This window comes from Clostridium grantii DSM 8605, assembly GCF_900129965.1.
Lineage (GTDB): Bacteria > Bacillota > Clostridia > Clostridiales > Clostridiaceae > Clostridium_AF > Clostridium_AF grantii.
In genome coordinates this window covers 12,793-37,629 of sequence record NZ_FQXM01000020.1, presented here as the reverse complement: position 1 = coordinate 37,629, position 24,837 = coordinate 12,793, and the positions used below count along the sequence as shown (strand labels likewise).

16 protein-coding genes and 1 pseudogene are annotated in these 24,837 nt (G+C 27.8%); 3 read left to right on the top strand and 14 right to left on the bottom strand.

Annotated features, from left to right (window positions below):
• Nucleotides 1–9 precede the first annotated feature (9 nt).
• The 4 genes from BUB83_RS15280 to BUB83_RS15265 all read right to left on the bottom strand — a co-directional run bounded on the left by BUB83_RS15280 (nucleotide 10) and on the right by BUB83_RS15265 (nucleotide 2,533).
• Entirely contained in the window at nucleotides 10–1,122 is a 1,113-nt protein-coding gene (locus BUB83_RS15280; protein WP_073339416.1) for an ABC transporter permease, read from the bottom strand.
• A gap of 17 nt (nucleotides 1,123–1,139) precedes the next feature.
• The gene (locus BUB83_RS15275; protein WP_073339414.1) at nucleotides 1,140–1,388 is read right to left on the bottom strand and encodes a hypothetical protein; all 249 of its coding nucleotides are present in this window, start codon (nucleotides 1,386–1,388) and stop codon (nucleotides 1,140–1,142) included.
• Nucleotides 1,363–1,926 (bottom strand): RNA polymerase sigma factor, encoded by a 564-nt coding sequence (locus BUB83_RS15270; RefSeq protein ID WP_073339413.1) that lies wholly within the window; start codon nucleotides 1,924–1,926, stop codon nucleotides 1,363–1,365. Before BUB83_RS15270 ends, BUB83_RS15275 begins: the two co-directional genes overlap by 26 nt.
• A 229-nt stretch (nucleotides 1,927–2,155) precedes the next feature.
• Nucleotides 2,156–2,533, bottom strand: a complete 378-nt coding sequence (locus BUB83_RS15265; RefSeq protein ID WP_073339411.1) for a hypothetical protein — start codon at nucleotides 2,531–2,533, stop codon at nucleotides 2,156–2,158.
• Between the two features lie 345 nt (nucleotides 2,534–2,878).
• On the opposite strand from BUB83_RS15265, the gene BUB83_RS15260 reads away from it, so the two are divergent.
• On the top strand, nucleotides 2,879–3,538 hold the full coding sequence (locus BUB83_RS15260; protein WP_073339410.1) for a LysM peptidoglycan-binding domain-containing protein: 660 nt from the start codon (nucleotides 2,879–2,881) through the stop codon (nucleotides 3,536–3,538).
• A gap of 115 nt (nucleotides 3,539–3,653) precedes the next feature.
• On the opposite strand, the gene BUB83_RS15255 is transcribed toward BUB83_RS15260, so the two are convergent.
• The 6 genes from BUB83_RS15255 to BUB83_RS15230 all read right to left on the bottom strand — a co-directional run bounded on the left by BUB83_RS15255 (nucleotide 3,654) and on the right by BUB83_RS15230 (nucleotide 17,767).
• Nucleotides 3,654–6,089: a glycogen/starch/alpha-glucan phosphorylase gene (locus tag BUB83_RS15255; protein WP_073339462.1), complete on the bottom strand. Its 2,436-nt coding sequence runs from the start codon at nucleotides 6,087–6,089 to the stop codon at nucleotides 3,654–3,656.
• Nucleotides 6,090–6,126: 37 nt separating this feature from the next.
• Nucleotides 6,127–7,563 carry a glycogen synthase GlgA gene (gene glgA, locus BUB83_RS15250; RefSeq protein WP_073339408.1) on the bottom strand — a complete coding sequence of 479 codons (1,437 nt, stop codon included), beginning with the start codon at nucleotides 7,561–7,563 and terminating at the stop codon, nucleotides 6,127–6,129.
• A gap of 146 nt (nucleotides 7,564–7,709) precedes the next feature.
• A complete protein-coding gene (locus BUB83_RS15245) occupies nucleotides 7,710–8,684 on the bottom strand; it encodes a 3'-5' exoribonuclease YhaM family protein (protein WP_073339407.1) in 975 nt (324 codons plus the stop codon).
• 14 nt (nucleotides 8,685–8,698) lie between these two features.
• A complete protein-coding gene (addA, locus tag BUB83_RS15240) occupies nucleotides 8,699–12,502 on the bottom strand; it encodes a helicase-exonuclease AddAB subunit AddA (RefSeq protein ID WP_073339406.1) in 3,804 nt (1,267 codons plus the stop codon).
• On the bottom strand, nucleotides 12,502–15,933 hold the full coding sequence (gene addB / locus BUB83_RS15235) for a helicase-exonuclease AddAB subunit AddB (RefSeq protein ID WP_073339405.1): 3,432 nt from the start codon (nucleotides 15,931–15,933) through the stop codon (nucleotides 12,502–12,504). The genes addA and addB overlap by 1 nt, the downstream gene beginning before the upstream one ends.
• Nucleotides 15,934–16,204: 271 nt before the next feature.
• Nucleotides 16,205–17,767, bottom strand: coding sequence for a P-loop NTPase family protein (locus BUB83_RS15230; protein ID WP_073339404.1), 1,563 nt, complete (start codon nucleotides 17,765–17,767; stop codon nucleotides 16,205–16,207).
• Between the two features lie 481 nt (nucleotides 17,768–18,248).
• On the opposite strand from BUB83_RS15230, the pseudogene BUB83_RS22750 reads away from it, so the two are divergent.
• Nucleotides 18,249–18,965, top strand: a pseudogene (locus tag BUB83_RS22750) (ABC transporter ATP-binding protein).
• 13 nt (nucleotides 18,966–18,978) lie between these two features.
• On the top strand, nucleotides 18,979–19,656 hold the full coding sequence (locus tag BUB83_RS15215; protein WP_073339400.1) for a hypothetical protein: 678 nt from the start codon (nucleotides 18,979–18,981) through the stop codon (nucleotides 19,654–19,656).
• A 144-nt stretch (nucleotides 19,657–19,800) separates the two neighbouring features.
• Here BUB83_RS15215 and BUB83_RS15210 read toward each other — a convergent pair whose 3' ends face one another.
• From BUB83_RS15210 to BUB83_RS15195, 4 genes are all read right to left on the bottom strand, one after another.
• Nucleotides 19,801–20,823 carry an Rpn family recombination-promoting nuclease/putative transposase gene (locus BUB83_RS15210; protein ID WP_207649341.1) on the bottom strand — a complete coding sequence of 341 codons (1,023 nt, stop codon included), beginning with the start codon at nucleotides 20,821–20,823 and terminating at the stop codon, nucleotides 19,801–19,803.
• Between the two features lie 186 nt (nucleotides 20,824–21,009).
• Entirely contained in the window at nucleotides 21,010–21,624 is a 615-nt protein-coding gene (gene prfH / locus BUB83_RS15205; RefSeq protein ID WP_242950693.1) for a peptide chain release factor H, read from the bottom strand.
• Between the two features lie 10 nt (nucleotides 21,625–21,634).
• Entirely contained in the window at nucleotides 21,635–22,732 is a 1,098-nt protein-coding gene (locus tag BUB83_RS15200) for an RNA ligase RtcB family protein (RefSeq protein ID WP_073339397.1), read from the bottom strand.
• A 152-nt stretch (nucleotides 22,733–22,884) separates the two neighbouring features.
• Nucleotides 22,885–24,756, bottom strand: coding sequence for an EAL domain-containing protein (locus BUB83_RS15195; protein ID WP_073339396.1), 1,872 nt, complete (start codon nucleotides 24,754–24,756; stop codon nucleotides 22,885–22,887).
• Between the last annotated feature and the right edge of the window lie 81 nt (nucleotides 24,757–24,837).

Sequence of the window (24,837 nt, the reverse complement as noted above, 5' to 3'; positions counted from 1 at the left end):
ATTTTTCTTTTAATAATCCTTTCGTTTAATTGACCATAAATAAACAGTAGCCATTACCATCACTAATGATATTCCCGTAAAAAACAATCTATTTGTAATGATTGTATTTCTCCAATAAATATAATTTTCGTGATTTCCTAATGAATTAAACCTTATAATATTTTTTGTGAGTGAATAATCTCCTTCAAGAGGCATCAAGGATTTGTAACATATTATAGCCTGCACAACAATACCTATAATGGCATTATTAAATATTATGGATAAAAGCATGCCCATTGCTACAGTAAATAAAACTGTAGGAGTAATCCAAGTTATTGTGTATTTTAAAAAAGCAAAATTATCAATCACTAAATTCAATTTATTGGCTACAATCATATATTTTATTGTAGTAAATGTAGCTAAAACTAAATACCCTAACATTACACAAATGCAAACAGCTATATACTTTGAAAATACGTATTTTATAGAAGATATTTTTGAACTATTTATCAATTCATTAGCTCTACTTTTTTTATCTCTCAATAAAACAAAGGCTGCAATGAATATTGGAAATAAACCAGCCGTTATCCCCAAGTAATCAACGAATAATCTAGCGGATCCATTAGTAAATTTATCTTTATTTTTTAAATCCTTATACTCTTGTAAAGCCTCTTCATATGTTTTTCCTCTAAAAGAATGCCTATTTTCATCATTATAAACTGTATTTCCACCCATCAAATCATCGTAGGAATGTATTATATCAATGAATCTATCATATCCTACCTTTATATCTGTTTTAGCATCTTTAATTTCTCCCGTTGGTGCAATTTCCATTAGCCAATTTACTAACTTACTTTTTTCTTGCTCAGTAAGTTTTACAGTTTTGTATAGTGGTGTATATTTCCCCACTTCACCAGATAATAAATCATTTTTTAGTTGAATATAAATTCCACTCATTTCTTCATATTCATCAGTTATCTCTACAACCCCATAGTCATTACTTCCTGGATCTGGTTTATAAATTTCCTGCGCCTCAATTCCAAATTGACTAAAATAAAATAAAAATATAACTCCAAAGAAAACATATATTGTAATGGTTTTAAATTGATATTTAATTTCTTTTAATACTAATTTCCACAGCATAAATATGCCTCCTTTATTTAATTTACCGTAAATGAATTATCAAAATAACATGCAACAGACATAGCATAAATACCCAATAAAAACACTATGCTTGAATCAAGTAACCCTAAAATAATAAAAGGGATTATTACTACTAAAGGACATACTAAATATATTAATATCATTTTTATTTTCCGTTCTTTAGCTTTTTGTAATTTTTCTAATCTATCAACCTTTTGCCAAACACTATTTATAAATTCTCTATCCTTTTGATTTTGTGAAGTCACTATTCAACCCTCCATTACAATATAATGTTTTTATTTTTTTTCTTGCTCTAAATACTAGTATCTTTATTTGAGGAACTGTTTTTTTCATAATTGATGCTGCTTCTTTATATGTAAATCCCTCATAATCTATTAAGTAAACCACTGTTTTATAATCATCTTTCAGTTTTTTCACCTGTGAATTAAGCTCTTCACTTTCTTCCTTCTGCAAGTAAATCTCCTCTGGAGTATTCAAACTAATACCCATCATATCAACTTCACTTGAAGGACATACTCTGTTCCATTTTCTCATGTAATCTATTGATTTGTTTTTTATCATAGCGTACAAATATGTTTTAAATGAAAATTTAATATTATAATTATTTCTGTTTACATACAAATAAGCAAAACACTCCTGTACAATATCTTCTGCAATATAATGATCACAACCAAATCTTATTGCAAAGGAAATGGCCTTATGTCTATATTTACTAATCAATTCTTCAAAAGCATCTTTATCCCCATTTTGAAATTTTATCATTAATAGTTTATCCTCATCCATATCATCACCTCTTTACACCCTTTATTCGTATGAGAAATTAAAAAGTTACACTTTTAACTATAAATAAATTCAACTATTTTTCATTATTTGTATAATCTTGTCAATACTTATTCTCAAGTGATGCTTAATTAACTCTATATAATGGTAACAAAAAAACACCAGTTAACTTTGTTGTAATACAAAACTATCTAGTGTCCTTACTTGTATTGATCATCATTGCAGCATTTTTTTATTGTATATTTTTTTCAATAAATTCACAGAATTTTCCCAACTCTTTTTGTTTAATTTGGTCTAAATAAAAGTTAATAGGTGCTTTCTTTTTCCTATTAATTATAAATTTTCTTTTTGTCCATTTAACGTCTTTTATATCCTTAATTAATATTTCACTTGACCAAAAAATTCTTCTAAAAATTATTTTATTATGGATTATTTCAAATTCTTTTATCCAATTAAATCCTAAAAAGAAAACACTAATTAAAATAAATGCTACGGTACATGCCCCTGTAGCTAATTTTTTATCATCACTCATCACTATTGTTGTTATTGTAGATGCTATAAACCCGACATACACACTAATCAGTATCCCTATATTGCCTTTAAATTTCATTTATCTCGTCTCCTCATATAATTTCCCTTAATTTTAATTAATCTGTCGTCGTAATAATATATTACAAGAATTTTTTTTCACAATCTTCATTTTTCTATTATATAACAAAATTGTTAATTTGAAAAACATAATTACATATTCAACCTACAATAGAAAAAGTACTTCCACCCAGTTAGATTTCAGTACTCTTATGTTTTGTTTGTCCATAGATTTTGCTAGTTGTAATTAAGTAGTTCTTTATTTTATTTGCATATAAAATACATTTTCATGTTTAAAAATAAAATAATTGTCAATACTTCAAGATAGATAGTTAATACTTAAACACTATACAAGGAGGTGTTGATTTTGAAATTTTTCAAAAAACCCATAATTATTATTTGCACTTTGACTTTTCTTATTGTAGGCTTATTTTTTATTTACAGAACTTTAAATTACAATAAACCAGAAGCACCTATTCAAAATGCTATGGAGGCTAAAGACAATACTCTAGATGAAACTGATATTAGTAATAATACTGATAAAAACTCATCAAAGGATAGCGATTCTTCTGCTAAAAATAGTGAAGAGCAAAAAAATGTTGCTGAAGATGAATATATTGAATACTTGGTTAAAGAAGGAGATTCTTTATACTCAATAGCAACAACTCAAATGAGCTGGAGTATTTATAATTCTGCTTTGAGGATGTTAACCGAAATTAACAATATTAGAGAAACTGATGTTTTAAAAATTGGTTCTAAGATTTTAATTCCTCAAAATCAAATAAATACTGCTAATACCATTCCTCATATTATTAATAAAGGAGATACTTTATACAGTTTAGCTATAAAGTACTTACCTTCAACAGACCCTGAAAAAGCTGTGAAAATTATTATGGATAAAAACAATATCACAAATGAAAAAGAACTTAATATTGGCTTAAATATTTATATACCTGACGAAGCAACCACCACAACCAGTACAACAGAGAAAAATACAAATTATAAATCTACAACAACATCAAGATAGTTAAGAATTTTTCAAGAAAAACTTTGATTTTTTAAAAATACAAAATACTAAAAGCCCTTATCAAATATAAATGATAAAGGCTTTTATTTTTACTTTTAAAATCAATTTTAATCTTTTATTTAATATTTATTGGTTTCGTATTCCATATCTCATTAGCATATTCTTTAATAGTATTATCACTAGAGAATATTCCTGAGTGAGCTATATTTGTTATGGACATCTCCATCCATTTGCTTCTGTTTTTATAAAGATTATTAACTTTATCTTGAGCTTTTACATATGAATCAAAGTCTTTAAGCACAAAGTACTCATCATTATAGTTAATTAAAGAATTATAAATATTATTGAACTCATTGTTATAACCACCAAATTGTCCACCCATTATTCCGTCAATAATTCTTTTTATTCTCATATCATCATTATAATAATCTCTTGAGCAATATCCACCATATTTTTCATGATTCATTACTTCTTCTGCAGTCATACCAAAAGTTACAATATTATCATCCCCTACTGCATCTCTTATTTCTACATTAGCTCCATCAAGTGTTGCAATGGTAACTGCACCATTCATCATAAACTTCATATTTCCTGTTCCAGAAGCTTCTTTTGATGCCGTAGAAATTTGTTCACTTAAATCTGCGCAAGGAATAATTCTCTCTGCTAATGAAACTCTATAATTTTCTAAAAATACAATTTTAATTTTATCATTGATGCTTTTATCATTATTTATTTTATAAGCTACAGTATTTATTAATTTTATAGTTTCTTTAGCTAAATAGTAACTAGGTGAAGCTTTTGCTCCAAAGAAGAATGTTCTTGGTACAATATCCATATTAGGATTTTCTTTTAAAGTATTATATAAATGAACTATATTCATCAAGTTCATTGCCTGTCTCTTGTAAGCATGAAGTCTTTTTACCTGAACATCAAAAATTGAGTTAGGATCGATTTTAACTCCATACTTTTCTGCTACATGATTTGAAAATACTTCTTTGTTTTCTTTCTTTATATTATATACTTTTTCTTTAAAGTCTTCATTTTTAGCATATTTCAATAAACTTACTAATTGCTTAGGTTCTTTAACCCATCCCTTGCCAATAGCTTCATTTATAGCTTCGGTTAATTTAGGATTTGATTGAATAAGCCACCTTCTATGAGTAATTCCGTTAGTTTTATTATTAAATTTATTTGGATAGAATCTATTAAAATCTGCAAGTTCTCTATTTTTTAATATCTCTGTGTGTAATTTAGCAACTCCATTAACAGAGTGGCCTCCTACTATAGCTAAGTTAGCCATTCTTACTTTTCCATCATGAATTATACACATACTATTTACTTTTTCCCAATTATTAGGATGTTTTTGTAAAATCTCATCTTTAAATCTTCTATCTATTTCTTTAATGATAGAATAAACTCTTGGTAATAACTCTTTAAAAATATTAATATCCCACTTTTCTAAAGCTTCTGATAAAATTGTATGGTTTGTGTAAGACATTGTATTAGTAGTTATTCTCCAAGCTTCCTCCCAAGTCAATTCATCTTCATCAACTAGAATTCTCATCAACTCAGCTACAGCCATGGATGGATGCGTATCATTAATATGAATAGATACATATTTATCTAAATCATGAATACTTTTTTCGCTAGCTTTATAAGATCTTAGTATGCTTTGAAGTCCTGCACTAACTAAAAAGTATTGTTGTTTTAATCTTAAGATTTTACCTTCTGTATGAGAATCATCTGGATAAAGAATTTGTGAAATTGACTCTATAGAAGATTTATAATTTTGAGCTCTTCCATAATCACCTTTACTAAATCCACAAAAATCAAATTCTTCTTCAGTTTCAACCATTTCTGCACTCCATAATCTTAAGTTATTAACAGTATTATTTTTATAACCGATAACTGGAGTATCATACGGAACCGCTTTTACTGCTGTATAGTTTTCATGAGTAAAATTTAGTCTTCCATTTTTCATTTCAGAAACAATATTTCCATTAAACTTTACTATAATTGATTTATTATCTTTTCTTGTTTCCCAAACGTTCGCTTCTTTTAACCAATTATCTGGTATTTCAACTTGATATCCATCAACTATTTTTTGTTCAAACAACCCATATCTATATCTAATCCCACAACCATGACCTGGAACTCCAATTGAAGCCATAGAATCTAAAAAGCATGCAGCCAGTCTACCAAGACCGCCATTACCAAGTCCAGCATCTGCCTCTAATTCTTCTAATTCATTAAAATCAATATTAAGTTCTTTTAATGCATCAGCACATTGTTCTTCAATTCCTAAATTTATTAAATTACTTTTTAACAATCTTCCAATCAAGAACTCCATTGAAAAATAATAAACTTGCTTATTCCCATTAGCTTTATAAGTTTTATTTGTTTTTATCCAATTTTCAGTACTATAATCTTTTATCAAACTTCCTAGTGCTACGTATTTCTGTAACTTGGAGGAATCATTTAATTCCATTCCAAACATATTCTCAATTTTTTTCTTGAAATCCGATTTAAAACTTTCTTTATTAAATTTCATACTTTCACCCCTTACCTTCATTTGCATTTCTTTTGCTTTAGTGTGTTTGTACCCAATTGTACATATCAATATATTCTCCTGCAGATTTATCCCAAGTATAATCTCCAGTCATACCACTATAAACTAGTTTTGTCCAAGTTTCTTTGTTCCAATAGCAACCTATTGCTCTTCTTATAGTATATAACATATCATGAGCATTAAAGTTTGCAAAAGAGAATCCATTTCCTTCTCCAGTAAACTCATTGTAGGAGAATACTGTGTCGTTTAGTCCTCCAGTTTCTCTAACTATAGGTATACTACCATATCTTAAAGCAATTAATTGACCAATTCCACAAGGTTCAAATTGAGATGGCATAAGGAACATATCTGAAGCCCCATAAATTTTTTGAGCTAGCGAAGCGTCAAAATAGATATTAGCTGATAATTTAGTCGGATATTTCCAAGCAAAGAACTTAAACATATCTTCATATTGCCTGTCTCCAGTTCCTAGCACTACAAATTGTATATCCTCTTGCAACATCTCTCCAATAACAGCTTGAATCAAGTCTAATCCCTTTTGATCAACTAATCTTGTTACCATTCCAATCATAGGAATATCCCTATTAACGGGTAAATTCAGCATTTCTTGAAGTTTTTCTTTATTCTTAGCTTTATTATCTAAAGTATTTTCATCATAATTTACAAACATATGCATATCTGTTCTCGGATCATTTATATCAGTATCAAGCCCATTTAGTATTCCAAATAAATTGCTTGATTTTGATTGAAGTAACCCATGTAAGCCTTCTCCATAATACTCATTCTTAATTTCTTCAGCATAAGTTGGGCTTACTGTTGATACAGCATTAGCATAAACAATTCCACCCTTCATAAAGGAAATTCCGTCGTGAAACTTTAATTTATCTTCGCTGTAGTATCCACTATCTAGATTTAATTGTTGCCATAATACTTCTTCTCCATAAACTCCTTGATATCTCAAATTATGAATAGTAAAAACTGTTCTCATATTTTGATAAATACCTTGATTTTGATAAAATGCTTGAAGCATTGGGATACACATTGCAGTATGCCAGTCATTACAATGTAGTATATCAGGTACAAACTCATCAAAATGCACTATTGAATCTAAAACTGCTTTTGAAAAATAAGCAAATCTTTCTCCATCATCGTATTCTCCATAAGGATTTTCTCTATTAAAATAACTTTCATTATCTATAAAGTAAAATGGTATACCATCATGTTCTAATTTCCATAATCCACAATATTGATTCTTTTCTCCTACTGGCACTTCAAAATCCCATAACTTTGTCATTTTATCTTTAAAATGATCCTTTATTTGAGAATATTTCGGTATAATAACTCTTGCATCTACGCCAACTTTTCTTAATGCTTTTGGTAAAGCATAAGCAACATCGCCTAATCCCCCTGTTTTTATAAATGGGAAAGCTTCCGAAGCAACAAATAGAATTTTCATAAACATAACCTCGCTCATCAGATTTTTTTATTTTGATTTACCTTTTTTTTAGCTATGTCTCATGTAAACCAAGTAGTTACTAAAAATTATAAAGTATACCTTCTCTTTTGTCTATATTGTAAATATTTTCATATAGAAAATAAATTTTATACTCCATTTTTACTTGAAAATGACGGCTTATAAATCCTTCTTCTTTCTAGTGAATAAATACTATCTGAAAATTCTCCTTCTTTTGTATCATTTAAAGCTTTTTTCATATCATACATGCTTGCATCTAAAGTATCTAGATAATGTAACATTTGAGCCTCTGGAATCATAGGCTTTTTAGGGCTTCCATATTCTGCTTCATAATGATGAGATAAAACCATATGCTGCAACAACATAGTTACTTCTTTATCTATACCAAGGCCACTTGCCACTACTTCTATATTTTTTATACCTTGTATGATGTGCCCAAGCAGTTGTCCTTCAATAGTATACTCAGATACAACTCCAAATTCACTTGAAAGCATTTCTTGCATTTTTGCCATATCATGAAGAATAACTCCTGCATATAATAAATCTGTATTTAAAAAAGTATATACCTCTGAAAGTTTTTCTGCCGCTTTTAACATAGTAGTTGTATGATATAAAAGTCCTCCTCTTATAGCATGATGATTCTTTTTAGCAGCTGGGAAATGCATTAATTTTACTTTATTCTCATCAACTATATACTCCGCAATATTTTTTATATCTTCATTTTCTATTTTTTTTAAAAATTCCATAACATCATTAAACATTTCTTCTGGTTTATATGGTGCCGAAGGAACATAATCTTCAATTTGAATATCATCGCTTTCGTTAACAACTCTTATTTTTTCAATTTTAAATTGCACATTATTTTGCCAACTAGTCACTAAGCCTCTTATTTTGACTATAGTATTTGGAATATAAATTTTATCTTCACCTTCATTCATATTCCAATACTTTGCATTTATTTCCCCAGTTTTATCTCCTAAATCCATATCTAAATATTGCTTACTGTTAGTAGAAGTTCTACACTCAGAACTTTTAATCATAAAGTATCCTTCCACTCTTTCATTTAAGTTAAATTCATTTATTTTCTTAATTTCAGTATCCATAATATGTCCTCCAATTAAATAAGTATTCCCTCTTCTATGCCAAATAAGTACAAATATTTTTTTGTGACTTTTTTACCCGTAATTTTTTCGATAGCTTTTGAGTAATATGTCAATTGCATTTTATATCTTTCTTTTATCTCTTCTAAGTTTTCTTTTGTTGCATAATCAGTTTTGTAATCTATTAATATATATTCATTGTTTTTTTCAAAAAAACAATCAATAATTCCTTGTAGCAATACACTTTCATCTTTGTATTTGTATTTGTCTTCTTCTAGTTCTTCATAAATTTCTGTACTTTTTACTTCTATCAAAAAAGGAATCTCTCTTCTACAATTTTCTGATTTAAGCATGCTAATTCCCAATTTAGATTTAAAGAAATTTAGTATTTTATGAGGATTTATAAATTTAGCTTCTTCCTCACTTATAAACTCTTTCTCAACCATTCTTTCAATTTCACTGTAAATATCCTTTATTGATGAAACCTTGTTTAAATCAATTTTTTGCATAATAAAATGTATTAATGTTCCTTTTTCAGCAGCACTTAAATCTTTTTTATCTTCCATAAATGATGGTTTTTTAATGATTGGTGTTTTAAATAAATTTTCTCCTTCGTCACTTTGAACACTATTTCTTTCTGCTTTTTTAAGCTCTGTAACTGTAAATCTTGTCGCCATTGATACTGCTTTATCATATCCATATTTCCAGGATAATCGTTTATCTATTTCTTTATTCAGTTCTTCTTGTTTTTCATGTATTTCCTTTAATTCATCTATAACTATATTACCTTCCATAATTTCTTCACTTACTATTATATCATCTTTTTTCCATATATTTAAATTCCAAAGAGATTCATCTTTGATTAATACTGTTTCAGAGTATGGTATATCTAAATCTTTCATAATTTCATGTCTATTATTATGTCTTAGCAAAGAAGGTACAATCCAATCTAAATAGGTTTTTGCATTAATAGTATCATATTCAGATAATTTTTCTTCGATTGATTGAGATGATAAAATCCATTTTGGAATTTTTTCATCTATTTTATTAATAACACCAGTAAGAATTAGTTTTTCTTTAGCTCTAGTTAATGCCACATATAAAACTCTCATTTCTTCTGAAAGACTTTCTGCTTTTACCTTCTTTTTAATAGCCTGTTTCATCACTGTTGGATAAGATATTCTTTTTTCTAGGTCAACAACCTCTGGCCCATATCCTAATTTCTCATGGAATAAAACTTTTTTATTTAAATCTTGTAGATTAAATTGCTTACCTAAAGCAGATAAAAATACTACTGGAAATTCTAAGCCCTTACTTTTATGAATACTCATAATCCTAACAACATTATCATTCTCACCTAAAATTTTTGCACTTCCCATATCACCATCATTTATTTTTAGCTTATTAATAAAGGTTATAAAATTAAATAATCCTTTATAACTAGTTTGTTGAAATTGTTTTGCTCTTTGGAAAAGAATTTTTAGATTTGCTTGCCTTTCTTCTCCTCCAGACATAGCCCCTACAAATCCAAAGTAGCCTGTTTCCGTATAAAGCTGCCAAATAAATTCATCTATACTTTTATGAATAGAAATTTTTCTCCACTCATTAAGTTTATTAATAAAATTAAAACATTTCTCTTTTAAATTTATAAATGCAAAATCATAATCTTCTTGTTCACTGTTAATCAACATTTCCATGGCTTCATAGAAATCTATATTTTTTCCAAAAGCTCTAATATCAATTAACTCTTCCTCAGTAAAAGAAGCAATTGGAGATCTAAGCACAGATATTAAAGGTATATCTTGTCTTGGATTATCAATGATTTGAAGTAATGAAAGTATAGTACTAATTTCAACGGTTCTAAAATATCCTGTACCCACATCAGAGTAATTTGGGATTCCTTCTTTTTTTAATTCTTCTGAAAATACTTCTGCCCAGTTAGAAGTGGTTCTCAATAGAATAACCATATCTTTAAATTCTACATTTCTATATTTATCCAATTTATTATCAAAAACTTTAAAAGGTTTTTCATTTTTATACTCTTCTTTATTAATCAACTCTTTAATTTTTTTAGCTACAAATCTGGCCTCAATTTGAATCTTGCTAAGAAGTTCTTCATCCTCATTGATACTTTCTTCACTGTGTTTTTCTGAAATCTCTTCCTCAATATCATCGCCATTATTATTTATAAGATGTAACTCTATAGGTCCCCCTACAATGAAGCTTTCATCCTGTTTTTCCTGAAAATGAGCTCCAAAATTAAGACTTTCGTTATCATCGTAATTTAATTCTCCCACATTCTCAGACATAATTTGTTTGAAAATAAAATTCACTCCATCAATAACTTCTTTTCTACTTCTAAAATTTTTATATAAAGTAATCTTACGTTGAGACTCATTAATATATTCATCATCAGCAGCGATATTTTTTTGATGTATGTAAGCACTATACTTTTGCAAAAATAATTCTGGCTTTGCTTGCCTGAATCTATATATACTTTGTTTAACATCTCCCACCATGAAAATATTATTAGCTTTATCTTCAGTAGAATCTTTTCTTGCTATTGTATTAATAATAGTTTCTTGAACATCATTGCTATCTTGATACTCATCCACTAATATTTCTTCATACTTATTTTTTAAATTTATTGCCGCTTTTGTAGGTGTAACATTTCCTTCTTCATCAATATGCGCCAGTATCTTTAAAGCAAAATGTTCAAAATCATTAAAATCTAAAATACCTTTTTCTTTTTTCTTTGTCCCGTATCCTTCAATAAAATTAATAACCAGATCAGATAATTGTCTCATAATTGGGTATAAATAATTTAAATCTTCAAAAACATTTTCTGAACTATAAGGGGCAATATCATTTTTTATTTTTTCTAATTGTTTTTTAACCTTATCCCTTGCTTTTTTTACTGTTTCTTGTGTTTCCTTATCTTCAACACCTTTTATAGTCTTTAACTTTCCAAATTTACTTTCTTGAAGGGCAGTACTAAGAGCTTCCCAAGAATTTTCCGCTGCTTTACTGATATCCTGTAAAATAGCTAAATCATCTGTAAAATTATCAATGTAATTACTTAACTCATCTGTGTTTTTTATAATATTCAAAGCATTTACTGCTATCTTTTGAAGTCCTTCTATTTCAATAATAACATTTTCTAGCATAACCTTTGCCCATTGAGTTTCCGAGAAATCAAAATCTTCTTTAACATTAAATTCCTCTGCCATACTATTTAGCTTTTCAATAGGAAAAGGAGAACTCATTGCAAAATGATACAAACTCATTACCATTTCCTGCAATCTTGCATCATCCCTATTCCCTGAATAACATTCTAATAATCTTTCAAATTCTTTTTTTCTAGTTTCTTCTTCATAAAGTTCTTCAAACAGCTCTTCCATAACCTCTGTTTTAAGTAAAAGTGTTTCCGTACCGTCCCCAACTCTAAAGTTTGGATCTATATCAAGGATATGAAAATTACTTCTGATTACTTCTAAACAAAAAGAGTGAAGCGTCATTATACTTGCTTTATTCATCAAAGCTAATTGTCTTTGAAGTATAGCAGATTCAGGATTTTTTTCAAGCTCCCCATTTATTGCCTTTGTAATTCTTTCCTTCATTTCGGAAGCTGCAGCATTAGTGAAAGTTACAATAAGCAATTTATCTATATCTAAAGCTTTATTAATATTTGCTACCTTATTAATAATTCTTTGAACTAAAACAGCAGTTTTACCTGACCCTGCTCCTGCTGCCACAAGAAGATTACAGCCTTCTGTATAAATTGCTGCTCTTTGGTCATCCGTCCATGTCACCTTTGCCATTATTCTTCACTCCCTTCCTTAATCAAACTCCAAACCTCATCATTATCTCTTTTTTTCAACACTTTATAGTTATTATCCTCTAAAGTGCTATCAAATTTACAAACGGAGGAATACAAACAATATTTACAAGCTGCCATATCTTGATTTTTATAAGGTTCTATTTTAATTTCTCCTTTTAACATTCTCTCGCAAGTAGAGGCTAATCCCTTTCTAACAAAATTTCTAAGGCTGTTAAAGTCTTCATCAGAAGCTAAGGATGAGGATTTCCCTAAATTCCCATCCTTCTTAACACTGGCAGGAATTATTAATGAATGTCCTTCAATTTCTTTATCCATTTCAGTTACAATTTTAACATCCTCTAAAATTAACCCTTTCATTTTTAATTCCTTTAAAATTGCTTGTTGTATTTTCTCTGGACTCATTTCTTTGCTTCCCTTGATTATAGGGTCCTCTATTCTAAAGTAAAATACTCCTGCTGCCTTAGATTCTTCATTATGACTACTATTTTCATTAGTAAGTATGGCGTCTAAATAAAGCATAAGTTGAATTTGAAGCCCATAGTAAACACTATTTAAATCGAAATCCTTGTTTCCAGATTTATAATCAATTATTCTATAATACTCTTTTTCATCTAAAGTAAGTTTATCTACTCTATCAATTCTTCCACTTAAATAAACTTTTTCCCCATCTTCTAAATCCACTTCAATAGAAGGGTAATCCCCATTTTCGCCAAATATAACTTCATAACCTACTGGTTGAAAACCACTTCTTCTCATATGCTCAATTATCACTAAAATAGTTTTTATAAGCACTCTTCTCAATCTCTCAGAAAAATATCTATACCTAGCTGAGCTATTAAAAATTGATGAAGATATCTCTGTTATCTTTCTTTGGAAAATCAAATCCACTTTTTCCTTGCACCATTCATCATCAATTTCACTCCATTGTTTATCAGAATCCTTAACTAGCTTAGAAAAATCATCAATTACTCCATGCATAAAACTACCTAAATCTGGAGGTGTCAATTTGAAAATCTTTCTTTCTTTAGCCCCTAACCCATATTGAGCAAAATAAGCAAAAGGACACTCCACATATTTTTCAAGTCTAGAAACACTTAAATTAAGCTTATTCCCATAAAGTTTTTTAACTTTTTCTTCTTTTATTAGCTTAACTTGATTTGTATAAGCTTCTGCATTAAGAATAATATCACACTTATCCTTCCAATTATTATGACTACAATACCATTTATGTACTTCTTCCCAAACAGGGTTATTTAAAGCTTTTTTATTTTTGCTTGAAACATGCTTTACCAAATTATTAAAAGTTGGTTTTGGCATAGTTATATCTTTTATAAAATCTTCTTGTCCTTTATTAATATCATCAATGATACTATTTTCTTTTAACTTAGGAAAAATCTTTTTTAATCTGTTTATTATAACCGAAGCTCTTAGAGTTTTTCCTTCAAAATCTGCCATTGAATAACTTAAATTCAAATAATTCAAAGGAAGGGTAAGAGTAGTATACACAAGGAATTGTTCTCCAAATGTTTTTGCTTTAGAATCCTCCGAAAGATTTATATCAAAGTTTCTAAGTTTTTCTCTATCCCCATCATTAAATACCCCATCTTCTTTCATAACCGCTGGGAATACTCCATCATTAACGCCTAAAACAAATAAAGCTTTAATGGAATGACTTCTTATTCTATCTATACTTCCCACCGTTACCACATCTAAAGTTGGAGGTATTAACCCCATTTTCTTCTTTTGAAATCCAATACTAAGAATATTCACAAAATCCTTTAAAATTATTTTTTCTTCTTTAAACACATTTACGATTTCATCGAAAATCTCCATTACCATATTCCAAATCTCACTATATTGAACTGCTAACTCTTCATTTCCTTTTTTTCTAAAATCCTGAACCCAAGTTTCAATAGTCTCATTTATTCCTAAATCACATAAAAAATTAAACATAGAAGAACATAATTCAGAAGCTTTATGACTTCCTTTAATATTTTCATGCAAATCAATAAGAGGCCTTGCTATTTTTTCTCTTATCTCGTTAATTTCTTTTAGCATAATTTCATCTTCTTCAGTTAAATTGTTATTTTGAAAATTATAATTTATATTATAATCCCAAGATTCACTCCATCTTTTCTTTCCCCTGATACCCGCTGCTAAAACATAGTTTTCCAAGGCATCAATTTCATCAATATCTATTTTAATCAAGCCAGATTTTAGATATCTAAAAACACTCTCATAAGACCAATTTTTATTAAATATATCAATTATTGAAGTTATTAAAATAATCAAAGGATTATCATCCACATCTTTTTTCTTATCAATAAAAGGTGGAATATCATAAGAATCAAAAATTGCTTTTACAATTTTCTCATAAGTATCTAGATTTCTAGATACTACTACAATATCTTTATATCTATAACCTTCATCTCTACATAAAGAAATAATTTTCTTAGCTGTTTCTTCTACTTCTTCATAAGGATTGTTAGCTTTTAATATAGAAATATTTTTATTATCTTCCTTGTAGCTATCACAAGGATATTTAAAATAATTCTCTTCTAAAAACTTAATTTCCATATTGTTTGAGAATCTACCCTTATAGCCTTTTAATACTATAGGCTTATCTATGCCAATATTATTTTCCATGGCTATTTCAATTAATTTATCGTAGGTTGAAGTAGTCACGTTAAATAAAGATTCATTATTAATATCTTTATAATAATCCCCTATCAAACACACGTTAACTCTAGCTGCTTTTTTAATGATTTTCTCCACAATAAGATATTGCTGAGGAGTAAAAGAATTAAATTCATCAATCCATATCTCTTCCCCATCAAACATAGAGCTTTCATCAATTTTTCTATTTAAAATAGTTAGTTCGTCATCGTCATCAATAAAATTATCCTTCAACTTTTCTTCAAAACTCTTATAAATACTAGCTACATCCTTTAACTTTTCTTTCAATAAATCTCCCTCATCAAAATTAACTAAGGAAGTTTGTAATTCTAAAGCAGATATATTATAATTTTTAAACTCAGAAATCATTGTGGCTACAGAATCCACAAATCCCTTTTGCTTGGCCGCTAATTGAAAAACAGACAAATCATCTTTTATGTCATTCATAATAGAATAAATCAACATATTCTTTCCAGAATTCATTATCCTATCTTTAGAATTGCCCCCAACCTCACTAAAAACCTTTCTAGCAATTCTTTTAAAAGTAAGCACATCTGCATTTATGATGCCCGTTCCCCCAATTTCCTTAACCATAGTTTTCTCTGCAGTATAAGAAAACTGATCTGGCACAAGAAGATACAATTGTTTATCTTTATGTAAATTTTCTTTTATACTATTCATAGCAAAAGAACTTTTTCCGAAGCCTGCTCTACCGAATACAAATCTTAAACCCACGATTTTCCCCCTCCACATTTGCTAATTTCTTTTCTCTATTTTATCACTAAGATATAAATTTTTCTAATTTTATTTACATTTTTTTGTAGGATGATTATATTCAATATTTCTATAATAAAAAGTACCAACTTTAGTTGGTACTTTGATTTTAGCTATTAGTATTAAGCCCTATTAAGTCACATACTTAATTTTATTAATAAACTCTTCTACACCATCCGATAATATAGAGAGCTTCAACCATTTTTTTAAGTTTCAATATTATCCTCTTTATTTATACATAAACTATAAATATCTCTTTTCCATGGCAATTGATTTTTTCTTGATTATATTGTTTATTTTTATTAAAGTTATATACAACTAGGTATCCCTTATCTAATCCTTGAATATCTAAATACTCCACAAGCTGGTTGATACCTTTTTTATGATACTCTTTCCCTCTCCATATTTTCAATTCAATGACATATTTGCTTTGGTTGTAGGTTACAACTACATCTAGCCTTTTTTCCTCTGATATTTGAACTTCTCTAAAATCAAAACCCACTCCATTTATTATTGGTTTTATAAAAGCCAAAAATAGCAATCGTCCTTCTCTTTCTATAAAGTCAGTGTCTACAGAACTATATTGTTCCTTCATAAATTGCTGGTATCTTAACAATACTTTTTCAAACTCTAGTTTATTATCATGATTTATGAAATTGCTCTTAAAATTATAGCTTGACATTTTATCAGATTTGATTTCTAACTTTGATACTAAATAATCATAAATAAACTGCTCATAAATCCTATTGTCTAACTTTACTCTATATTCCTCTTCTTTAAAAACCCCATACCCACATCCAATATTAACTAGTGGATTTGATATATTAAAGCTAATTATGTTTCCATTAAGAACTATATCATTAACCAAATTGTATAATTCTTTATTGTTCTCTAAATTCTTAATTAGATCATCAAATAATGTATTGTCTTCTTTTAATAAAATTTTTACCGCTCTATCAATATCTTGTATGTTCCAAGGTCTTTTATCTATCTCTAAAATATTTTCATCTATTATTTGGCACAGCTTACTTACCAAAAATGGATATCCATTTGTATAAAAGTATATTTTTTCACTTAACATTTCAACATCCATTATTATATTGTTTTCAACAGAATATTCTTTTACCATAGTTTCTATTTCCTGTGGAAAAAAGTTCATGGCTACATTAAAATTTACTGCTATATTCCATGGGCTATTATACTTTTTCTCATCCTCTGCCCTAAGCTTAAGCTTTAAATTTTTAACATCATGAACAGAGGCCAAAATTACACTATGAAATGTATAGTCTAATTCATCATTTGCCATTATATATTTGTTTCTAATCATACCTAAAAAACTTAAAAACAACTGATTATTGCTTGCTTTATCTACTTCATCTATTAGTAATATAACTTTTTTTTCACAATTGCTAATAAACTTTGTTATTGCTTTGGATACTTCAAATAAATCAGTTAATCCATTCCCGGCATCCCTAAGTTCTTTTGCCTTTTCTTCATCTATAAACTCTAAAGCTTCCGCAAATATACCTAGTATTTTTGAACTGAAAATTTCTTCACCCTGAAAAATTTTGTCCCCTATACCTTCAAAACTAGTCCGTATAACTAAATATGACTCATTAAGTCTTTTACTTAGCTGAGATATTATGGTTGTCTTTCCATACTGTCTAGGCCTATTTATTAAAAAATAATCGCCTCTACCTATCATGTCTTCTATTATTTCAAGCTTATTATCTATATTAACCATATAATGCTTTTTAGGATTACAAGGCCCAGTTATATTAAATCTTTTTCTCATGAGAACTCACCTCTCTTATATCATTAATTATATCCAAACAAGCATTTTTTAACAATATAAAAAAATAAACTTAAAGTTTCTGAAAATCGTATATCTTGAAGCTCATCATGGCAGAAAAAAAGAGTTCACCCATAGTTCAGTTATCTAAATTATTTCTGGTTTCAACAGCAAACATCATGTATCTAACTATTACAGTAGAGATAATCAAAATCTATTTCTTTTTATTATTACAGTCACGACAAATACTATTTTTACATCTAAAATATTGTTTGAAATAATTTTTATTTTGACTGTTTTATGGTATATTATTCATATGAGTAAATCCTCCTAAATTTCATATTTTTTGTATTTGTCTTTATATGATTGTTAATAGGAATCGCTCTATTCTGAGGTTTAATAACCTTGATTTATCCATGCTTTAATACGTGTTTTCATGTGCGAAGTTTGAGAAATATACCTTAAATATACAAGGAGACTAACAATGGTAAAATTAGAGAATATAAGTTTTTCTTATAATAAAGGAAAAAATGTGATTAATAATATTAATTTGCAAATACCAAGTGGAAGTTTATTTGGTATTTTAGGACACAATGGAGCTGGAAAGACTACGATGTTTAGATTAATTACAGGTTTATTGAAACCTTGTTCTGGAGAAATTTATTTGAACTCTTCAAAAACTAGTACTACTGGTATAAGTAGAAGACTAATTGCATATATGCCTGAATTTAATGGAATTTATGATAATTTAACTGGATTTCAAAATTTAGAATTTAGAGCAAGAGTAGCAAAAATCGAATATGCTGATTTTAAAGTTAATTCAGAAAAAATTTTAAAAGAATTAAGACTATATGAAAGAGCAAATGAGAAATGCGGATATTGATCAAATGGTATGAAAAAAAGGCTTGCGTTAGCATGTTCTCTGATAGTAAATCCAAAATTATTAATATTAGACGAACCAACAAGTGGAATAGATCCAGAAAGTTTAGATATAGTAAGAAATCTACTTAAAAAAATTAATGATACAGGGACTACTATTATTTTTAGTAGTCACGATCTTAATACTGTAGAAAAACTTTGTACAAATATTGCAATAATAGACAATGGAAGTTTGATATATAATGGGGAATTAAACTACAATACCAGTTCATTAGAGCAATTTTATTTAGAATTAACTACTAAAAACTATGAATTCGAATAGGGGAGACATTTGTATGCAAGATATATTAACTATTATACGAAAGGAATTTTGGCAATTAGAAATTTCAAAAAAAAGAATATTTATTGTAATTATTTTTATATTACTTCCGGTAGTTGGTATATCTTATAATGTATTTATTACTGATGAAAGAGCTTTACTTCCAATTAATTCTATTGCTATTTTTTTATCAATTTTGATAGCTATAAGTCTTAGTTCCCAATTATCTTTAAATACAATATTAGATGAAAAAAAGACTAAAACATTAGAAAGTTTACTTGCTACTAATATTTCTAAATTTGCTATTATTATTGGAAAAGTAATGCCACCAGTTATAATCAGTACTGCAATATCAATATTATCGTTATTACTTTTAAAGATATATTCGTTAATTATTTTAAATCAGAATAATATATCAATAAATTATAGTATATCTTTATTTTATATAATATTTATTTTATCGTATTTTTCCAGCTGCATAACAGTTCTTATGACTATACTCATTACAGACGAAAAAATAATTCCAGTTATTTCAAATGTGCCATTATATTTAATTATATTTGTTTTAATTAAATACGGAGGACAAATTAGTCTCAACTTAACTTATATAGTTATAACTTTATTTATTTGTATTATTGTAACATGGATTGCTACTATAACAATAAATAGAGTGACTCTTATAACAAAAATTTAGTAACTCAGGATAATTAATAAAATCTAACCTTATATATAGGTATTCCATTGTGACACTTAATTTATACTGTTCTAAAATCTGCATCATTTAGGAGCTATGGAACATGATAAATTTATAGTTCAACCGGAATACCTTAACTATCTACTAGGTCACATATTTTATTTTATTAATAAACTCTTCTACACTATCCGATAGTATAGAAATCTTTAACCATTTTTTTAAAGTTTCAATATTATCTTCTTTATTAACTATTTCAACTACCTCATCGGTAAGTTCTCCTAATTCACTTAAATTTTCCAATATATCTTCTCTTCTTGCTAAAATAGCTCCTTCTTCTCTTCCTTCTTCTTTCCCTTCTTCTTTAGCTGTATTCATTATATCTCGTTCAATCGCTACTGTTTCTAGGTATTTTTCGTATTGTCTTCTTTCTTCATCATCTAACTTGCCAATCTTCAAACTTTCTTCGGCCTCTTTAATATATTTTGATTTAAACTCTTTCTTGATTTCAGAATTTTTCAACATATATATCCACTCATCCATATCCTCTTGTACTACATCTTTAAACTTTTCTACATTTATAAGATGATACTCTGGAAAAATGTTTTCTTTTTCTTTGTAGCTAATAATCTTCTTTCCATCTATACCTATACTATCAACTTTCCTCTTAACTTTTAATTTTTCATTGGTATGAACTCCATAAAATTCTGTAGTTCCATAATAAACATAATCATTTCCTAGTGCTAGATTAAAATATAAAATACTAACTGAAATTATTTTAGAAATATCTTTGTACTGAGTACCTAACTTAAAATAATCCACTATAACCTTAGAACTTCCAAATAAAATTCTTTCTAAATAATCAGATTCCCTTTCATTTTGAATTTCAACTATTATTTTTTCTTTATTTTCATCTTCTACAAGAATATCTACTCTATTAAACTTATTAGTTTCACTGTTTTGATTCCCTTCACTCTCTAAAATATTTAAGATAACAATATCTTTCTTAAGTAGAGCTGTCAAAAATCCTTCAAGTACTTTAAAATTACTTTTATCTCTTAACATCTTTTTTATAAACCAATCAAACCGTATCAGTTTCTTCGAATTATCTATTTGAACCACTTCCTTTCTTAAGAAATTCTCCTGCGAAATTTTATGATATTCTTGCACTCTTTTATATCATTAATTATATCCAAACAAGCATTTTTTAACAATATAAAAAAATAAACCCACACTTTTTTATCAGTATGAGTTTAATATTTAACTTATTTTAGGGGGATAAGTTTTTTATTTATCTGTTAATAATATGATAATATATTTATGTGACAACTTAGTGTTGAAATTGTTTCGAGAATGTTAATTAATTTCCTTAAATTCTATTCCTTTAAAAACCCTTTTTGCATTGCCTCGTTGAATTTCTTTATGCTTTCCCCATTTTTCTTCGTTTAATTCCAAAACTTTATTTAACTTTAGTTCAGCCAACTTTTTTTCAAGCCTTTGCATAGCAATTTTTTTATTTTGAAGTTGGCTCCTTTCTTCTTGAGATTTTACTACAATTCCTGTAGGTAAATGTGTTATTTTAACCCCGGTTTCAAGTTTATTAACATTCTGACCTCCATTGCCACTACATCTCATAGTTTCAATCTTTAATTGTTTTAAATTTAAATCAATAGTTTCCTCTTCCTTAAAAAGTTCTACTTCAATAAACCAGTTTTTTCTTTGATGATTTTTTCTGTACGTACTTTTGCATATCCATTGCATGGAACCCTCAATGGATTTTGCGTAGTCTTCTGCTAATTCTCCACTTAACTTAACAAAAGCTGATTTTAGCGTATCTTTTTTTTCTCCTTGTTCATACTCCAAAAGTTCAACCTTTATATTTTGCTTTTGGCATTCGTTTTTTATTAAACAAAGAAATAAATAAACAAATCTACAACACTCTACCGGGCCCTGCCCTGCGCTTATTTGCATCCACATAAGCTTAAACCTTATAAGTAATTAAAGGTTTAAAGCTGGCTACAAGCTTTATCATATTTGCTTCAACCATATCTTCAATTACTCTTTCTATATTTTTATAGGCCTCTGGAGCTTCTTGATAGATTAAATTTTTATCTTTGCAAATAACACTATAATTTAGATTATTTAATCGTATATCTTTCTTTGAATATAATCCTTCAAGTCTTTCTTTACAAGAAAATCTAGACCACTTCCGTCCAGCGCCATGAGCTATGGAATAAGCGAAATCTTTAGGTTCTCCAATGGGTTCAACAATATAAGAATTAGATCCTCTAGATCCTGCAACTACAACATAACCTTCATCTGCAGGAGCAGCACCTTTTCTATGAATATAAAGATTTTCTCCATTTACCTTCTTCACTGTCAAACTATTATGTTGGCTATTAATCACCTCAAAGTAATTATTCATCTTTAAATACTGCATAAGTCGATAAGCCACCAATTCTCTATTAAGTTTTGCAAAATTAATAGCTTCATTGTGATCCTTCATATAAGCTTGAAAAGCTTCACTATCTGTTTTTAGTCCATTTTGGCAAGAATATTCATCAATAAATTTTCTTAAGATAAATTCCCCAAAACTTCTTGAACCACTATGAACAAGTAACATAATTTTATCCTTTTCTAAATTCATGTCTTTCATTGCTTTTTCATTATATATTTCATTAATTTCTTGGAACTCGGCAAAGTGATTCCCCCCACCAATAGTCCCAAGTTTATTTTTAAAAGTATACTCTGTTTCATCTCTCAAATCATCTATATTAATACTTTCTAAGCTATCAAGTTTTTTTAATTTCTCAATGATTTTAGAGGTTTTGAATTTTTTCTTATTTACTGCTGTTGAAAATAGAGTCATTCCACAGCCTATATCATTGCCTATTAAATGTGGATAAACAATATTATTAGTAACAAAACTAGCTCCCACTGGAGTTTTTCCGGGGTGCAAATCTGGCATACCTACCGCTTGAACTACACCTTCTAATTCTGCTACCTTTATAAGTTGTTCAATAGCACTGCTTTCAATCCAGGATTTTTCACTTCTAATAATTTTTATTTCAGTTTTCATATTCTCTCCTTAAAATTTATAAGTTTTTGTCTTTCAAAGTTAGAGAGAATTTAGCAAATTCTTATTACCTATCTTCTCTCACCTTATTATTAGTTTTATCATTTTTATTTTTCAACATAACTACCACATCCTTTCAATTGTTTTATAATAATTTATAAATCTTTTGGATCTCTTGGTTTTGATAGATAATATCCTTGAATTAAATCAACTTTTAATTTGGAAAGTAAATCGAATTGTTCCTTTGTCTCTACCCCTTCTACAACAACTTTTTTATCTAAGGAATGAATTAAAACAACTAACTTATCTAATAATTTTATATTGTATTCATTACCAATAAGTTCATCAGTAATTGACTTAGCAATTTTAATAAAACTTATATATTTAATCTTAAGAGAATCTATTGAAGTATTTCCCGCCGAAAAATCGTCAATTGCAATTTTAAATCCTTTTTCATGTAATATTTCAAGTTTGTCTATCACATCTTTATCAATAATTACTTCTTCTAAAACTTCAATAATTATTTTATCTCTTGGTATAGGAGATTCTCGAAGTGCACTTAGCATACCATTTATATTGAAATTATATAAGGTGTCTTTAGTTATATTTATCGAATAGAAAAAATCATTATGAATTGGATTTTTGCTAAATATTTCTTTGTATATTAACCCTGCATGCTTAATCATATATAAATCAAACTCTTCTATAAATCCATTTCTATAAATTATCGGAATAAAGTTTATAGGATTAATAATTTTACCTTTATGCTTCCATCTAGCCAGTGTTTCTAATCCTTTTATATTCTTATTTAAATCATAAATTGGTTGGAACTTAGCAAATATTTCTTTATTTTGCATAACCTTCATTGTATCATTTTTCAATTCAATCCTGTATTCAGCTTTTTCTACCGTATCGCATATACTCACCTTATTGGGGTAATTTTTACTGTCATACATTAAATCATCTGAAAACTCGATTAATTTTTCAAAACTTTTAAGCCCAGCATTATTTGTAACTATTCCCATAGAAAAACTCAAATAATGTTTTCTTCCTTTTGAATCAATAAAAGGTTGCCCCATTTCTACTTTTATATTTTTCATTAACCTTTCATTAAACAAATTCACTTCATCTATATTTTCACTTTCTCTTAGAACTAAAAATTCATCTCCCCCATATCTATATACTGAATTAAATTCAAACAACTTTTGAATTCTATTTGCCACTTTAATAATTATTTCATCACCAATCAAATGTCCAAATGTATCATTCACCAATTTAAATTTATCCAAATCAATAAAAAATGCGGAGTATTTTCTCACATCTTTCCCTTTTAAATCTACATATATTTCACTTTTATTCTTTAATCCTGTTAAATAATCAAATTTAGCAAATTTTTCATTTTGTTTTATCTTTTTAGTAAGAACAAAACCAAAACCTGTTAATATTATTGAAATAATAACTATCCATATATTAATATTTTTTTGAATCTTTACTTCTATCTCATATTGTTTTTCATATAATCCAACAATTTTATCAACTTCATCTTTTAATTCTAGTGAATTATCAACAATAAAATCAATACTCTCCATATCTGATGGGTCACTTATTATATTTTTAGTTACTTCAATGTATTTATCTGTTAATGGTAACAACTTATTTATTTCTGAAACTATGTTATCATACTTATTTTTATCTAGTTTTATACTTTCATCTCCGTAAACTAATGCCTCCATATACTCTTCATATATAAAAACTTCTGATTCTAAGAGTTTTCGTATACTATCAACATTTTCCTCATTATTTTCTAAATATTCTGTACCTATTTTCTGTGAAAAATTTGAAATCAACATTGTTCGCATTCTTTGTGACCCTGAAATATTTATAGCTGCCCCAAAGTATCTCATCTCAGGATTTTTATGCATAGATATTCCAATTCCTAAAATAAACGGAAGTATAGTCATCATAAGCACAAAAATATTTTTATTTGCAACGCTTATTTGTTTGTAAAAACCAACGATTTTACGCATAAGCTTTTCTCCAATCTTATGGATATTTGAATTGAATTTTTTATAATTATTTTAATTCTTCTAAATGAATATCCTTAAGCA